Source organism: Synechococcus sp. UW105 (genome assembly GCF_900473935.1).
In the GTDB taxonomy this organism is placed as follows: Bacteria; Cyanobacteriota; Cyanobacteriia; order PCC-6307; family Cyanobiaceae; genus Synechococcus_C.
Genome location: NZ_UCNN01000005.1, coordinates 26,772 through 42,166, shown reverse-complemented (window position 1 = coordinate 42,166; position 15,395 = coordinate 26,772). Strand labels below are relative to the sequence as shown.

Sequence of the window (15,395 nt, the reverse complement as noted above, 5' to 3'; positions counted from 1 at the left end):
CAGCTATGAGCTTGAAGGGTTGTCTTTGGCAGAGCCGTGGCAAACTCTTTCAGAAACGTCATGGTTTCGACGGTTGACCTTTTCTTCCGTTTGCTGTGACAACAGACACTTTCCTAGTGTCTGTACGTTGTTATCCCCTCTAATTCTCCCCGAGCCTTCGAAGCGTGATGAAGACAAAGACAGCCTTAATCACAGGTATTACAGGACAGGATGGTAGCTATTTAGCAGAGTTACTTTTAGAGAAAGGATATAAAGTTCACGGCATTAAGCGTCGCTCTAGCAGTTTTAACACTACTCGGATTGATCATCTTTATCAGGATCCCCATGAAAAGGATCCCAGCCTAGTGCTTCACTATGGCGATCTTACTGACAGTACAAACCTCATTCGCATTATTCAGCAGGTCCAGCCTGACGAGATTTATAATTTGGGTGCTCAAAGCCATGTCGCCGTTAGCTTTGAAGCACCTGAATATACTGCTAATAGCGATGCACTTGGTACTCTACGTATATTGGAAGCAGTTCGAATATTAGGACTTTCTGATAAAACTAGAATATATCAGGCAAGTACTAGTGAGTTGTACGGCTTAGTGCAGGAAGTGCCACAGAAAGAAAGTACTCCCTTTTATCCACGTAGCCCATACGGGGTCGCCAAGCTTTATGCATATTGGATTACAGTAAATTATCGGGAGTCTTATGAAATGTATGCCTGTAATGGGATATTGTTCAATCATGAGAGTCCAAGGAGAGGTGAAACTTTTGTTACTCGAAAAATTACACGTGGCTTGGCCAGGATTGAAGCAGGACTGGATGAATGTATTTATATGGGTAACCTTGATTCCCTCCGCGATTGGGGACATGCTCGAGATTATGTAGAGATGCAGTGGCGAATGCTCCAGCAAGAATGGCCACCTGAAGATTTTGTGATCGCTACTGGTAGGCAAGAGAGCGTGCGACGCTTTATTGAATTGGCAGCACTTGAGCTTGGTTGGGGTTCAATTCTATGGGAAGGGAAGGACTTAGATGAAGTTGGCAAACGAAGTGACACAGGTGAAGAAGTTGTAAAAATTGATCCTCGATATTTTCGACCTGCTGAGGTAGAAACACTACTAGGAGATCCAGCTAAAGCTCGCGAAAAGTTAGGTTGGACTCCTAATACAACTTTAGAGCAGCTTGTTTCAGAGATGGTAGCTTCTGACTTAGATGAGGCTCGGAAGGAGGCCCTTTTAAAAAGACGAGGTTATTCTGTTGTTGGAGCAAGGGAGTAATTATTTCACGTCCTTCTAAAAAATATAAGTAATTCTATTATTGCATATATTTTCCTTTTATGGTTGACTATTGTTTTTTTTGGCTGTTAGAAGTCAGTATTTAAGGCATTGCCCTTAGGCGTTGGCGTATTCATTGGGCTGTGATAAAATTATATCATTCTTTTGATCTCTTGTTGCATGATTTTAGGCCTCATGCATTTCTATGTGCGCACTTTGGGAAAAATTAGAACAAGCTTAACTCGTTGTCTGCGCTAATCAATAAGCAATGAGAGAATCTATGCAACACCTAGAGCGCTCAGAATCAACCCTTGGCTTGTTGGCATCTATTTGGCACCATCTCAGCCGTCGTCGACGTATTCAATTTGCAATGCTTTCAATCGTAATGATTGTAAGTGCTGCTGCAGAGTTACTGTCCTTAGGCGCAGTGCTGCCCTTTTTGGCCTTGCTTAGTGAGCCGGATGTCCTTTTGCAACGTGCTGATGTCCAGGACTTGGTAAGTTTAATTGGCCTAACCAGACCCAATCAATTACTTTTATTTGCAACCCTTATTTTTGCCTCTACTGCTGTATTCGCAGGATGCATCAGACTTCTAAATGTTTGGCTCAATGGTCGACTGGTTGCAGCGGTTGGGTCAGATTTAGGCCATGATGCTTATAAAAAAACTCTTTATCAGCCCTACGAAGTCCACATACGGCGAAACAGTAGTGAAGTGATCACTAGTATATCTACCCAAGTGGATCTGGCTGTCTCAGCTCTAAATGCTTCTCTTCAACTAATAACAGCATCTATAATTGCCACTGCTCTTATAGTTGGCCTATTGCTAATTGATGCTCAAGTTGCTCTCGCAACTACGATTGTTTTTGGTTGTGCTTATATGGTTTTAGCCTTTGTGGCACGTCGAGAATTAAGGAGTAATGGTCATAAAATTGAAGAGACATCTGCTAAGCAACTAAAAGCTCTTCAAGAAGGCTTGGGTGCGATTAGAGACGTTCTTTTGGATGGCACTCAAGATGCATATTTGAAATCTTATGGATATGCTGATCGTCCTCGTAGGCAGTTTCAAGCCAAAAATGTTTTTATAGCCTCCTTTCCTCGTTATGCATTTGAGGCTTTATGCATGGTTTCAATTGCAATCCTTGGTTTCCTCCTTGTTCTCCAAAGGGGAAGTGGAGCATCTGTCATACCACTTTTAGGCTCGCTTGCTTTAGGAGCTCAACGCCTGCTTCCGGCTTTGCAACAGATTTATAGTGGGTGGGCAGTTTTAAAATCCTGCTCTGCAGCAATGGCAACTGTGCTTGAAATGCTCTCTCTGCCTTTGCCACTCCGTGCAGCTAAAGCAAACACTATACAGCTTCAAAATAAGTTGATATTCAGGAATGTAGACTTCCGCTATCACCCTAATCAAAATTATATACTCCATGATCTCAATTTAGAAATTAAATCTGGAGAAAGTATTGGATTTATAGGTAGTACTGGTTCAGGAAAGTCGACAACCCTGGACCTTATAATGGGATTGCTTAAGCCCACCTCTGGTTCAATTTTGGTAGATGGTGTTGATCTCTATGATTCTGCTTGTCCTCAACTTCTCTATGATTGGAGAGCTTCCATAGCCCATGTACCACAGTCAATTTATCTTGTCGATAGCTCCATTGCAGAGAATATTGCTTTTGGTGTACCTAAACACCTTGTCAACTTAGAGCGCGTACGTAAGGCAGCCGAACAAGCCCAGATATCAAGTTTTATCGAGAGCTGTGAGTATGGTTACGATACTGTAGTTGGTGAACAGGGTATACGATTAAGTGGAGGGCAGCGTCAGCGCATAGGTATAGCTAGGGCGCTATATAAACAGGCTAGTATTCTAATTTTTGATGAGGCTACAAGCGCACTAGACAATAGAACTGAGAGGCTCCTTATTGAATCTTTGAGTAAGCTTAAGGAGCAAATGACAATAATTATGATTGCCCATCGCCTAACCACAGTAGAGAATTGTGATCGCCTTATTCACCTTGAAGAAGGTAAAATAACTGATGAAGGCCCACCCTCAAAAGTCCTTCAGACTTAAAGGTTTATTAGTAATCTTCCATGCCTTTTAATTTCTTACTATGATTTTATGCTATGTTAGGTGCCTCTGCTTGGATCTAATTGTTTTCTTATGATTATGCTTTCAATGGTTCCATTCAGCTCTCTCCTTTAAAAATAGGCTTCTCAGAATAGCATTTCGCTTATTATCCTTATGACCAGTGCTCATGCTGTCGAAGCTCATTTCTGTGAGCATATTTCTGTCATCAAATCCACTCTTGATCTATCTCTGGAACCTCTCTTACAGTTCTCATCCGTTTTAGTCAGCTCACTTGAAAAAGGCGGTACGATATTTGTATGTGGAAATGGTGGTAGTGCGTCCGACAGTCAGCATATAGCGGCTGAACTTCTGGGAAGATTTTCTATTAATAGACAACCATTAAGAGCAGTATCCCTAGCATCAGATATCTCATCCATCACTTGCATTTCTAACGATTTTTCTTATGAGGATATTTTCTCGCGTCAAGTAGAGGCTCTTGCGCGACAAGGAGATGTTTTATTTGCAATTTCCACTTCTGGAAATAGTTCCAATGTAGTAGCTGCTATACAACAGGCTAAGTCTATGGGAGTATCTTCTCTGGCATTTCTTGGCAAAGATGGGGGTGTCTGTAAACCAATTGCTGATTACTCAATAGTTGTTCCAAGTTATTCAACAGCAAGAGTCCAGGAGACACACATTTTATTGGCGCATATCCTATGCGATATGATAGAAAAAAATCTAGGCCTAGTCTCTCATGAATAATTCGTTACCGCATTGGGAAATTGTGCATACCATAATTTTCGACTTCGACGGGGTATTCACCGACAATAAAGTTTACCTAGATCAAACCGGTGTTGAATCAGTAGCGTGTGATCGATCTGACGGGTTAGCATTCGATATTCTACGGCGTTTTTCAGTCATTAACAATTGGATCCCTGACTGTTTTGTTTTATCGAAGGAATCAAATCCCGTCGTGCAGAAAAGGTGCCAAAAACTAAACCTTAAATGTTTTCAATCTGAGAGCAATAAGTTTGATTTCGTCTGCAGCTATTTAATAAATCACTCGAAGACTCCCTTGGGCACTATCTATCTTGGCAATGATCTAAATGACCTCTCAATTATGTTGAAAGAAGGAATCTTCTCTGTTGCTCCCCAGGATGCACATCCACTGATCCTTCAGTATTGTGATTTAGCGATAGATAAGAATGGTGGAAACGGCTTTGTCAGGAGTTTTGTTGAAAAATTAATAAAACTTAGTGATCTCAGTGTCGATGAGGTTTGCGCGCTGTCTTGACATCTGGGCGTGTCATCGGTTTAAATTAAGTAAACCAATTTGAATGCATGGGTATCACGATCATTGCTGAAGTAGGGATCAACCATAACGGTGATCTTGATATTGCAAAGGAATTAGTGAGCGTAGCAGCAGCAGCAGGTTGTGATGCAGTTAAGTTCCAAAAGCGTGATATTAATCTAGTCTACGGTGAGGAGTTTTTGAGTCAACCAAGAGTGAGTCCTTGGGGAAATACTCAAAGGGATCAAAAACAAGCACTAGAATTTGACAAGGATAATTTTCAAGCAATATCTCAACACTGTAAAGATCAAAATATTGACTGGTTTGCATCAGCATGGGACCTAGAAAGTCAAAAGTTTTTAAGATATTTTAATTGTAAGTACAATAAAATTGCCTCTGCAATGCTCGTCTATGATGATCTCCTAAAGCTTGTTGCAGACGAAAAAAAACATACCTTTATTTCTACTGGCATGAGTACCTATGACGATATTCAAAATGCGGTTGATATTTTTCGAGCCGCTAATTGCCCCTTTGAACTAATGCATACAGTTTCTACATATCCAATGCGGGATGAAGATGCCAATCTTCGCATGATACATACTTTGAGAGAGCGATATCAGTGTAATGTAGGTTACAGTGGTCATGAAGTTGGGTTGGCAGTCTCGTACGCGGCATCAGCCATGGGAATAACTTCACTTGAAAGACATATTACGCTAGATCGTGCAATGTATGGCAGTGATCAATCTGCATCTATTGAGCCTTCTGGTCTTACCCAATTGGTCGGTGCAGTCCGCAAGATTGAGAAAGCGATGGGAGATGGTAAGAAACGAGTTATTGATGCTGAGGTTCCTATAGCAGCAAAACTTCGAGGTCACCTTGAGCTAGAAGCAAATCATTAATGATCTATGGTAAAAATAATAGCTTTAATACCAGCAAGGTCTGGATCTAAGGGTGTACCAAATAAAAATGTTAGGCTTCTCGGGGGCCGTTCCTTGCTCGAATGGTCAATAGCAGCATCTCTAAAGAGTCGTCTAATTGAAAGGACAATCGTTTCTACTGATTCTCCAGAGTATGCTTCATTATCAATAGGTTTAGGCGCAGAAGTTCCATTTATTAGGCCTGCAAGTATATCGGGTGATACTTCTACAGATTATGAATTCATAAAGCACGCCCTTGAATGGCTTGACGCCAATAATACATTGCCTGAATACATCGTTCATATAAGACCAACCACACCTTTTCGTAATCCCCGCGTAGTTGATGACGCAATAGAAGCTTTTATTGAATCAGAGCAAGCAACTGCCCTTCGTTCAGTTCATTTAATGTCTGAGTCTGCCTATAAAACGTTTGAATTATCTTCGGACGGAAGATTAAAGAGGCTTTTTAGCGAAAGTACACAATTAGATATGGCAAATAATGCTCGACAAGTGTTCCCCGATACTTATTCTGCAAATGGCTATGTCGATGTGTTATCTGTGAGCTTTATCCTGCGCAATAAAATAATTCATGGAGACTATGTCCTACCTTTTCTCACCCCGCCAGCTCCTGAGATCGATACAGAAAGTGATTTTGTCGGCCTTGAGCAACTGATCGAAATAGACCCTAGTATATCGTCATCTATATTTGGGCCGGATTGAGAATGTCAGATCATGTTTTCTCCGTCAATCCTGTAGTAGTCCCTACTGTTCATACAGATTATCGTCTTATTAAAACAGCTATACCAGCTCCTGGAACTGTTGAACTTCTCGAGCGCTTAAATCAAGTGGAATCTCGTTCAATGCATGGCCAACTCCCTATTGTTTGGGCCAAGGCTAAAGACTCTTTTGTTGAAGATATTGCAGGCAATCGTTGGATTGATTTCACCTCAACAATTTTTGTAGCTAACGTTGGTCATTCCAATGAGCGAGTCTCTGCTGCCATTAAATCTTCTTTAGATCAACCTCTATATAGCTGTTATGCTTATTGCAATCCTATTCGAGCAGCTTATCTTGAAAAGTTAGTTTCATTTGCTGGTACACCCTTTGAGAAAGCATTTTTGCTGTCTGCAGGAACTGAAGCGACAGAGGCAGCACTAAAACTCATGCGCATGCATGGACAGCGCTCCAACAAGCGCCGAAAGGGGATAATTTGTATAGAAAATAATTGGCATGGGCGAACTCTTGGTGCTCAGATGATGAGTAGTAACTTCAAACAGCGTGATTGGATCGGCTATCAGGATCAAAATATACATCATATCCCATTTCCTTATCCATGGCTTGTGGATGAAGGTTGTGGGGAAGAGTTCTTACAGAGAGGACTGTCTCATCTTCTCGATCAAGGAATCGATATAAGCAAGGACATATCTGGTTTTATGCTTGAAACCTTTCAAGGCTGGGGTGCTGTATTTTATCCTCATGATTTTGTTAAAGCTATAGAAGCTATATGTAAAAAATATAATATTCTATTGACCTTCGATGAGATGCAATCTGGATTTGGACGTACAGGCAAAAACTTTGGTTACCAACATTATGATGTTATGCCAGATTTGATTTGCACAGGAAAAGGAATGGGAGGAGGAGTACCTTTGTCTGGGGTGATTGGACGCGCTGATGTCATGGATTTACCCGATATAGGAAATATGAGTAGTACACACTCGGCTAACCCACTTGTATGTGCTGCTGGTTTAGCTGTTATAGAGGAGCTTGAGGCTCGTGATTTAGTGAATGAGGCGGAGCGTAAGGGGAATCTGCTTTTTCAGGGTTTACGATCTCTCCAACGCCGTTTTCCCGACCGCATCTCGGAAGTGCTGGGTAAGGGCTTAATCGCAGCCATTTTGTTTCGTTCCCCTGATACTGGTGCTGCTGATAGTACATTTACAAGCCGAGTCGCTGAGCGTTGTATGCAAAAGGGTTTGCTTGTTGTACATACTGGCCGTGAGTCTATCAAGTTAGGCCCACCTCTTATTATTCAGGATGATGCTTTACTGGAAGGAATTGATGTACTCGCAGATGCTATTGCTGAGGAGGCATCAAAATGATCACATCGATTCGACATACTGGACTTGTGGTTAACGATCTCGACAAAGCATTGCGTTTTTGGTGCGATATTCTTGGCTTTACTATTGTAAAACAGATGACAGAATCTGGTACTCATATTGATTCTATGATGGGTTTATCAAATGTGAATGTCACCACTGTCAAATTATCAGCCCCTGTCAGTGGTCAGATCGAATTGCTTAAATTTCATTCTCATGATAACGCCACTTTTTGGAAAGGAACACCCTACTCAATTGGTTTGACACACATAGCCTTAACAGTTACTGATTTAGATAGCTTGGTTTCAAAGCTTCGAATGGAAGAAGTGATTTTTCCCGCGCCCCCTCAGTACTCTCCAGATGGACTTGTTAAAGTGATTTATGCGCAAGGTCCTGAAGGAGTGCTCCTTGAACTTGTTGAATTACTAAAATCATGACACAGTTAGTGCGGCTACTCCAGGTGTATATTTCAATGTACTTTCCCAAGTCTGAGTCTCCCAGCCACTTAGTGAAGGACAAGATGATACTCCAGAAAATTAAACTATATGATTTAAGATTAACTTACAACCATCTCACCCCCCACATGTTTCTATGTTTGGCAATTCCAAGTACACCTCTATAAGTTTAATAAGGTTGAATCATGGCTAAAGAAATTGGTTTTATGCAAGGTCGCCTTTCTGATCTTGTAGATGGCAAAATACAAGCATTCCCTTGGAAGTCTTGGCGGGATGAATTCATCATCTCAAGAGATATTGGCATCTCTCTTATGGAATGGACTTTAGATCAAGATTATCTCTATCAAAACCCATTGATGACACTCGATGGCCAGCAAGAAATTCTTTATCTGTCAAAATGTTATGATCTGGCGATCCCTTCTTTGACTGGAGATTGCTTTATGCAAGCACCGTTCTGGAAGTCTAAAGGGGTAGAACAGTCTGAGCTCATAAAGGATTTTTTTTCAATAGCTCGCGCTTGTTCTAAGCTAGGAATTCAACTAATAATTATACCCCTAGTTGATGATGGTGCTATCAATAGCTCAAAAGAGGAAGATTTTTTTGTTGAATTTATGGTAAAATATGAAGATTTTTTCAAGGCCCAGGGTTTACGCGTTGCATTCGAAAGTGATCTCCCTCCTAAAGAATTAGGTCGCTTTATTAGTCGCTTCCCTCATCATTCTTTTGGGATCAATTATGACATCGGTAACAGTGCCTCTCTTGGCTATAATCCCGTCGAGGAATTGTCTACATATGGAAAACGAGTTGTGAATGTACACGTAAAGGATAGATTGTTGGGTGGAACTACTGTTCCATTAGGCTCCGGGAATGCTGATTTCAATCTAGTTTTTCTAGAGTTGGCTAAGATAAAATATCATGGCAATTATATACTTCAGACTGCTCGTTCAATAGATGGTGATCACGCTAACTTAATCTCTCAGTATTTTAATTCAATCTCTAGTTTGCTCGTATCCTCCAAGGCTTTTTAATTATAATAATTATGGCACCTCCCTCTGATGTACTCACTCCCAAAAAAGTCGCCTTGGTTACTGGTTCGAGCCAAGGTATCGGATATTTTATTGCTAAAGAACTGCATACAGAGGGTTATGATGTTGTCTTAAATGGTCGCCAAAATACCACTCTCCAACAAGCAGTCCGTTCTCTCCCAGGCTCTGTCGGATATATTGCGGATGTTTCTGTCCCTAATGAAGCCGAAAGATTAATCACTCATATTAAGCGGCAATTTGGCTGTCTTGATTCTCTAGTTTGCAATGTTGGGAGTGGTCGCTCGGTCCCACCTGGTGAGGAGAGTTTTGATGAGTGGAAACGAGTATTTGCCAATAACTTTCTGTCTACTACAAATGTTGTCGAAGCTTCAATTCCTCTTCTAACCCAATCAAATGGGTCTATAGTCTGTATTTCCTCAATCTGTGGGCTAGAAGTTGTTAATGGTGCACCTGTAACTTACTCCTCAGCAAAGGCCGCATTAAATGCGTATGTCCGTGGTATTGCTCGGCCCCTCGGCGTAAAGGGTGTTCGAATTAATGCTATAGCACCTGGAAACATTCTATTTGAGGGTTCTATCTGGAGATCTAAACTTAAAGAGAATCAAGTCCATGTTTATGACATGTTAAAAAAAGAAGTCTCTTTGAATAAATTCGGATCTCCCGAAAATATTGCTCAGCTTGTTCATTATCTTCTCTCTCCAAAAGCAGATTTTGTTACTGGCGCTATCTGGACTATTGATGGTGGGCAAACTAAGTCCTAATCCCTCACCTATTCAAGCTATGCTTAAGCCCTTTGATCTGCGTGGTAAAACAGCTCTTATTACTGGAGCTGCTGGTCTTTTAGGAATGCAGCATGCTGCAGCTTTACTGGAGTGTGGTGCATGTGTAATCCTTACTGATGTTTCTCACAATGCACTTGATCAAGCACTCTATAAACTAAGACTCGAATTTCCTCAAGCTAAGATCTTATCTTTTCTAATGGATGTGACCTCTATTGATTCAATTATATCCGTCCAGCAAAAAGTGGAAGGACTTACCCTGACTATTAATATACTTGTAAATAATGCTGCTATTGATCCCAAGGTAAAAGCAAATGATCTAATTGAAAATACATCCCGTTTTGAGTATTTCCCGAGGGAGCAGTGGGATTCACAAATTGCGGTTGGATTAACTGGATCTTTTCTATGTAGTCAGATTTTCGGTCATCAAATGGCATTAAGTCCAGATGATGGAGTTATTTTAAATATTGCCTCCGATTTATCTATAATAGCTCCTGATCAACGTTTGTATCAACAATCTGACGTAGAGGAGCAAAGGCAAGCCGTTAAGCCTGTGACTTACTCTGTAATTAAGACAGGACTAATTGGTTTAACTCGATATCTAGCTACTTATTGGGCCGATAAAGGTGTGCGATGTAATGCATTATCACCTGGTGGTGTATTTACCGATCAAAACAAAGAGTTTGTTACTCGTTTATCTTCGCTAATTCCTCTTGGTCGCATGGCCCATAATAGTGAATATAGATCTGCTATACAGTTTTTATGCTCAGATGCCTCGTCTTATATGAATGGGCATAATATGATTATGGATGGAGGTAGGAGTGTCTGGTAACTAGTGTCTATACGTTATCTCATCTAGATCCTTAGGAACATTCCATCTTCTTTTACTCTTTTCGATTATCTTAATTATAAAATTATTTATCTATTATGGACAATCCAACATTAGATTCTTTTATCGGTGCCCATTCTGGTGAGCCTGCTTTAATTGTTGGAGGCGCACCTTCGTGGGCTAATTATTCATATAGCACATTTAATGGAGTTATATTTTCTGTTGGCGATACTCCCTTAAGAGCCCAAAACTACTTCAAGACAGATTACTGGGTATTTGCTAATCCACATTGGATTCGACCATGGTTGACTGAACACGCTGCTGCAATAAGGGCTATTTCACCTAAAAAGGTATTTGTCGGTTTGTCGACGTTTGCCTTTCAAGCACCTAGATCAATTTCTCGTAAATTACTAATTTCTTATTCCTACTTTGATGGAAACCTTATTTACTATAACCATCATCTAGAGAATTCATTATCTTGCCCGAGGAATAAATCATTAGAATCTATAGAGAAGGCACGAGCTTTGCTTGGTATTCAAAACTCACTTCAATCATTACTCTCCAAGACATATGGCTACAGAAACACCTATTCAACCGGCGCTACAGTCTCTCTGCATGCATTAGCCCTCGCAATCCTTATGGGGTGTAACCCCATTACTATTATTGGCGTAGAAATTCCTTCCTATCAGAAAGAGTATATTTACAAGGATCTATCCGACAATTCCGTGCATCTTTATGGCTCTTGCGGACCTTATTACAATCACGACAATATATTTTCGAAATCCAAAGCTATTTTGCGTACCTCATCAAGGAATATTTTGACAATTCTTATCAATCAAGCTATCCGTTACTTGCCTGAATTTCCTTTAATTAAAAAAACTGAAGCATCAATCTTCATGGCTGATCGTGATTCGATCAAAGCTGACTTTGAGTATCTTGCATCATTGCACATCTCCTCGGGTGGCACATTGTACAATTGTAGTCGTGGATTACTAGATGAATTAGATAATATTATCTCTATCGATTGCCCTTAGTCCCTAAAAACTAACTTCATTTTATCTTAAGGCAAGAACCTTGCACTCTAAATATTGCTGCTAAATCCTTATTATCCCTACACTGCTGCTCAATATAGCGAATACTTATTAGATAAGTTTACAAGTAACTATAATCCAACACCCTCTTGAACTCTTGCCCCCCTACCCCTTATATCTAATCAATCTCAATAATTTTTTACTAACTCCTGATTCTACCTAACACTCTAAAACTTTCTCACTAGAAGAAATAGAATGAGCATGTCACATCTTTCTTGCTGTTTTCCAATAGCACTACACATCATTGGTTGTGTCGCTACAGCATCCTCACCTAGCTTCTCCAGAGAAGCAGTCTTCTATATAGCTAATAGTGTATTATGGTATTAGTTACGTTTCAACGATGCGCCAAAAATTTGACTATATACCTGTAATTAAAAATGCTTTTAATCAGCCTTGCTCATTTCGTTTCATTTTATATTAAAAAATATCTTTAGTCATGCGAATCCTTTTGACTGGTGGCAGTGGGCTTGTCGGTTCAAACATACTCGAAATTAGTGGTAATCATTCCCACGAAATCCTTGCACCAAGACGAACAGACTTAGACCTAACTCAATACTCATCAGTACTTAAATATATTTCCGATTGCAAACCTGATATTGTTGTTCATGCCGCAGGTCGAGTTGGCGGTATTCAGGCTAATATAGCCTCTCCCGTAGACTTTTTGGTTCAAAATATTGATATAGGCAAGAATATTATCCTTGCTTCACACTCATTGGGCATTAATAGATTCCTAAATATAGGCAGTTCGTGTATGTATCCAAAAGGTCGTCAAGATCCACTTACTGAAGATATGATACTCGCTGGTGAACTTGAGCCTACCAATGAAGGATATGCCCTGGCCAAAATAATGTGCCAACGTCTCTGTCAATATATATCTAGGGATCCCAATTATCAGTACAAAACGATTATCCCTTGCAACATATATGGTAGATATGATTCTTTCCTCCCTCCTAAGTCGCATCTTATTCCAGCAATAATATATAAAATACATAAAGCAGTCCAATCTGGCGTTCAAAATATTGAGATATGGGGTGATGGACTCGCCAAGAGAGAATTTATGTATGCGACAGATTTGGCCAATTGTATATTTGAATGTATTGATCGATATGACTCATTACCACCTTTGATGAACATAGGCTTAAGTGAGGATTTCACGATCAACCATTACTATGAAGTAGCTGCGGAGATAATCGGCTTTGATGGTTTCTTTGTTCATAATACTGACATGCCAGTAGGCATGAGGAGAAAAAAAGTTTCAACCAATAAACAGATTGCCTGGGGCTGGCGTCCCATGTTTAGTTTAAATGATGGTATAAAATTAACTTACGAATACTTCCTTTCCACCATTAACGGATGACCTTCAAATTCCCCTTGGCACTCTCGACTTGGGATTCAGATGAGATCAATGCAATGAAGCGTGTTATTGATTCTCGCATGTTCACAATGGGCAATCATGTTGAGCAGTTTGAAAAGTCATTTGCACAATATATAGGTAGTAAATATTGTGTCATGAGTAATTCTGGCTCCTCAGCGAATCTGTTGATGGTGGCAGCATTATTTTTTACAAACGAGAATCCACTAAAGCAAGGTGATGAAGTCATTGTACCTGCTGTTTCATGGAGTACTACCTACACCCCATTGCTACAATATGGGCTTAAGCTTAAATTTGTTGATATTGATTTGGAAACATTAAACTATGATCTTGACCAACTAGCAAATGCTGTTTCAGAGAACACACGTTTAATTATGTGCGTAAATCTTTTAGGAAATCCAAATAATTTTTCGGTTATTGAATCAATAGCCTCCAATGTTGGAGCCATCCTTATTGAAGATAATTGCGAATCCCTTGGGGCAACATATAAGAATCAAAAAGCAGGCAGTTTTGGTATAATGGGATCATTTAGTTCATTCTTCTCCCATCACATTTCGACAATGGAGGGTGGACTTACCGTCACCGATGATGAGGAGCTATATCACATAATGAAATGCCTCAGAGCCCATGGATGGACACGTAATTTACCCCGTCATAATCAATTATGCCAAATAAATGATCAGGATCCCTTTATGGAATCTTTCAGATTCATACTTCCTGGATATAACCTCCGCCCACTAGAGTTATCTGGTGCGATTGGTCTGGAACAATTGAAAAAGCTTCCAAAGATTGTACTGGAACGTCGTGAAAATGGAATTAAGTTTCAACGTAAACTCCAAAGTCATCCAGATTTATTAATACAAAAAGAAATAGGTCAGAGTAGTTGGTTTGGCTTTAGCCTCACTATCCGTCCTGGTTCAACGGTTAGAAGAAAGGACTTGCTAGATAAACTAAATCTACTTGGATTCGAATGTCGTCCTATAGTTGCTGGAAATTTTACAAGGAATGATGTCATGAAGTATTTTCATGCCGAGGTTCCAACAGCATTACCTAATGCCGACCATATCCACAACTATGGTTTGTTCATCGGTAATCATCATTTTCCACTTGACGACGCGATATCTGAGTTGTCAAACTTGTCATTTGTATGATATTAATGAGCTGCTTGTCAGAATTACGTCATCATAGTCTTTTGCTTGTAGCATTCACCAAGTACTGCTTTCCACCTCTTTTGCTACCTACTTCAAGACAAAAATCCTCTTTCCTAGATTAATGCAGCCCCTCATCGATATCTAATCTTTTAGGTTTCTCTACATCAAGATTTTGAAATTGAACCATTGTTTTATTCATCCTTGTTATGCTTTTACCTTACTCTTTTGCCTGGACTTTGTGCGGACTTAGTATATTTTACCCACGTTCTCATTATCTCAATATACTCACAAGTCTTGTTTTCTTCTTCGTTTATGGCTCCTCTATCTTTCTAGGCAGTGATTTTGAATCTTATCAATTAATATGTTCTAATAATCTTGTTCTTGCGGATTGGGGCTCCTTGTATTCGTTGGGAAGTTATATGGTAAATCTTTCTCTTCTCGACTGTTTATCTTACAGGGTTCTTTACCTGTTCTTAATTTCGCTGCTGATATTTTATATTTCCACACGTCATTATTTTCCACTTCTCTTTTCTTCACTCTATTTCCTTATTCTATATGTTCCATCGTTCGGTCTTCTAAAAGAAGCCTTATCACTTACCTTACTCCTGTTGTTTTTAACAACTCAAGTTTCTTGGTGCTCTGCCTTAGGTTTCCGAGAACCTTCAAAGTTCATTGCAGATTTTAGATATGTCATATTATTTGCAGCATTTTTTGCCCACATTCCCTCCTTTTGCTTCGCATTATTCTTCTATATCAGCCTTTCATTATTCAACAAGCTCCTTACTAAGAAATCTGCATCTATATTGTTGTTTTATTCTGCCCTACGTTTAAGGGCATATCGATTGATGCATTCTATTCCATACATAATCCCAGTTCTTTTTATACTATTTCTAGTATTTGTCGTATTTTATGCACGCTTTTCTACTTCCATTGCGACTTATCAATCATTAAGTTTTGGCGCTAGTTTCTTTGGTTTCGCCGAAAGACTTATTATTTCACTCTTGGTTTGTTGTGCACCCTTTTACCACGAAAAAAAATTCTATA

General features: G+C 39.8%; 13 protein-coding genes. All 13 read left to right on the top strand.

Annotation, left to right across the window (positions count from 1 at the left end; all coding sequences use genetic code 11):
* The first annotated feature begins 167 nt into the window (after positions 1-167).
* The 13 genes from gmd to DXY16_RS00735 all read left to right on the top strand — a co-directional run bounded on the left by gmd (position 168) and on the right by DXY16_RS00735 (position 14,351).
* Positions 168-1,265, top strand: a complete 1,098-nt coding sequence (gene gmd / locus DXY16_RS00795) for a GDP-mannose 4,6-dehydratase (protein WP_115118599.1) — start codon at positions 168-170, stop codon at positions 1,263-1,265.
* A gap of 316 nt (positions 1,266-1,581) precedes the next feature.
* Entirely contained in the window at positions 1,582-3,327 is a 1,746-nt protein-coding gene (locus tag DXY16_RS00790) for an ABC transporter ATP-binding protein (protein WP_244281474.1), read from the top strand.
* Positions 3,328-3,498: 171 nt separating this feature from the next.
* Positions 3,499-4,086 carry an SIS domain-containing protein gene (locus DXY16_RS00785; protein WP_115118595.1) on the top strand — a complete coding sequence of 196 codons (588 nt, stop codon included), beginning with the start codon at positions 3,499-3,501 and terminating at the stop codon, positions 4,084-4,086.
* Positions 4,087-4,665: 579 nt separating this feature from the next.
* Positions 4,666-5,514: an N-acetylneuraminate synthase family protein gene (locus DXY16_RS00775; protein ID WP_115118591.1), complete on the top strand. Its 849-nt coding sequence runs from the start codon at positions 4,666-4,668 to the stop codon at positions 5,512-5,514.
* A 6-nt stretch (positions 5,515-5,520) separates the two neighbouring features.
* Positions 5,521-6,252, top strand: coding sequence for a cytidylyltransferase domain-containing protein (locus DXY16_RS00770; RefSeq protein WP_115118589.1), 732 nt, complete (start codon positions 5,521-5,523; stop codon positions 6,250-6,252).
* Between the two features lie 2 nt (positions 6,253-6,254).
* Entirely contained in the window at positions 6,255-7,631 is a 1,377-nt protein-coding gene (locus DXY16_RS00765) for an aspartate aminotransferase family protein (RefSeq protein ID WP_115118587.1), read from the top strand.
* Positions 7,628-8,065 carry a VOC family protein gene (locus tag DXY16_RS00760; RefSeq protein WP_115118585.1) on the top strand — a complete coding sequence of 146 codons (438 nt, stop codon included), beginning with the start codon at positions 7,628-7,630 and terminating at the stop codon, positions 8,063-8,065. The genes DXY16_RS00765 and DXY16_RS00760 overlap by 4 nt, the downstream gene beginning before the upstream one ends.
* A 203-nt stretch (positions 8,066-8,268) precedes the next feature.
* On the top strand, positions 8,269-9,111 hold the full coding sequence (locus tag DXY16_RS00755; RefSeq protein ID WP_115118583.1) for a sugar phosphate isomerase/epimerase: 843 nt from the start codon (positions 8,269-8,271) through the stop codon (positions 9,109-9,111).
* A gap of 11 nt (positions 9,112-9,122) precedes the next feature.
* Positions 9,123-9,890 (top strand): SDR family NAD(P)-dependent oxidoreductase, encoded by a 768-nt coding sequence (locus DXY16_RS00750; protein WP_115118581.1) that lies wholly within the window; start codon positions 9,123-9,125, stop codon positions 9,888-9,890.
* Entirely contained in the window at positions 9,868-10,740 is an 873-nt protein-coding gene (locus DXY16_RS00745; RefSeq protein ID WP_244281473.1) for an SDR family oxidoreductase, read from the top strand. Before DXY16_RS00750 ends, DXY16_RS00745 begins: the two co-directional genes overlap by 23 nt.
* Before the next feature lie 95 nt (positions 10,741-10,835).
* Entirely contained in the window at positions 10,836-11,771 is a 936-nt protein-coding gene (locus DXY16_RS14240) for a hypothetical protein (protein ID WP_137006991.1), read from the top strand.
* A gap of 493 nt (positions 11,772-12,264) precedes the next feature.
* Positions 12,265-13,185: an NAD-dependent epimerase/dehydratase family protein gene (locus DXY16_RS00740; protein ID WP_115118577.1), complete on the top strand. Its 921-nt coding sequence runs from the start codon at positions 12,265-12,267 to the stop codon at positions 13,183-13,185.
* Positions 13,182-14,351, top strand: a complete 1,170-nt coding sequence (locus tag DXY16_RS00735) for a DegT/DnrJ/EryC1/StrS aminotransferase family protein (protein ID WP_115118575.1) — start codon at positions 13,182-13,184, stop codon at positions 14,349-14,351. The genes DXY16_RS00740 and DXY16_RS00735 overlap by 4 nt, the downstream gene beginning before the upstream one ends.
* The last annotated feature ends 1,044 nt before the right edge of the window (positions 14,352-15,395 follow it).

What these genes read in the sequence shown, in the direction of transcription:
- gmd (WP_115118599.1), top strand. Translation starts at nt 168, where the DNA reads ATGAAGACAAAGACAGCCTTAATCACAGGTATTACAGGACAGGATGGT.
- DXY16_RS00785 (WP_115118595.1), top strand. Translation starts at nt 3,499, where the DNA reads ATGACCAGTGCTCATGCTGTCGAAGCTCATTTCTGTGAGCATATTTCT.
- DXY16_RS00775 (WP_115118591.1), top strand. Translation starts at nt 4,666, where the DNA reads ATGGGTATCACGATCATTGCTGAAGTAGGGATCAACCATAACGGTGAT.
- DXY16_RS00770 (WP_115118589.1), top strand. Translation starts at nt 5,521, where the DNA reads ATGGTAAAAATAATAGCTTTAATACCAGCAAGGTCTGGATCTAAGGGT.
- DXY16_RS00765 (WP_115118587.1), top strand. Translation starts at nt 6,255, where the DNA reads ATGTCAGATCATGTTTTCTCCGTCAATCCTGTAGTAGTCCCTACTGTT.
- DXY16_RS00760 (WP_115118585.1), top strand. Translation starts at nt 7,628, where the DNA reads ATGATCACATCGATTCGACATACTGGACTTGTGGTTAACGATCTCGAC.
- DXY16_RS00755 (WP_115118583.1), top strand. Translation starts at nt 8,269, where the DNA reads ATGGCTAAAGAAATTGGTTTTATGCAAGGTCGCCTTTCTGATCTTGTA.
- DXY16_RS00750 (WP_115118581.1), top strand. Translation starts at nt 9,123, where the DNA reads ATGGCACCTCCCTCTGATGTACTCACTCCCAAAAAAGTCGCCTTGGTT.
- DXY16_RS00745 (WP_244281473.1), top strand. Translation starts at nt 9,868, where the DNA reads ATGGTGGGCAAACTAAGTCCTAATCCCTCACCTATTCAAGCTATGCTT.
- DXY16_RS14240 (WP_137006991.1), top strand. Translation starts at nt 10,836, where the DNA reads ATGGACAATCCAACATTAGATTCTTTTATCGGTGCCCATTCTGGTGAG.
- DXY16_RS00740 (WP_115118577.1), top strand. Translation starts at nt 12,265, where the DNA reads ATGCGAATCCTTTTGACTGGTGGCAGTGGGCTTGTCGGTTCAAACATA.
- DXY16_RS00735 (WP_115118575.1), top strand. Translation starts at nt 13,182, where the DNA reads ATGACCTTCAAATTCCCCTTGGCACTCTCGACTTGGGATTCAGATGAG.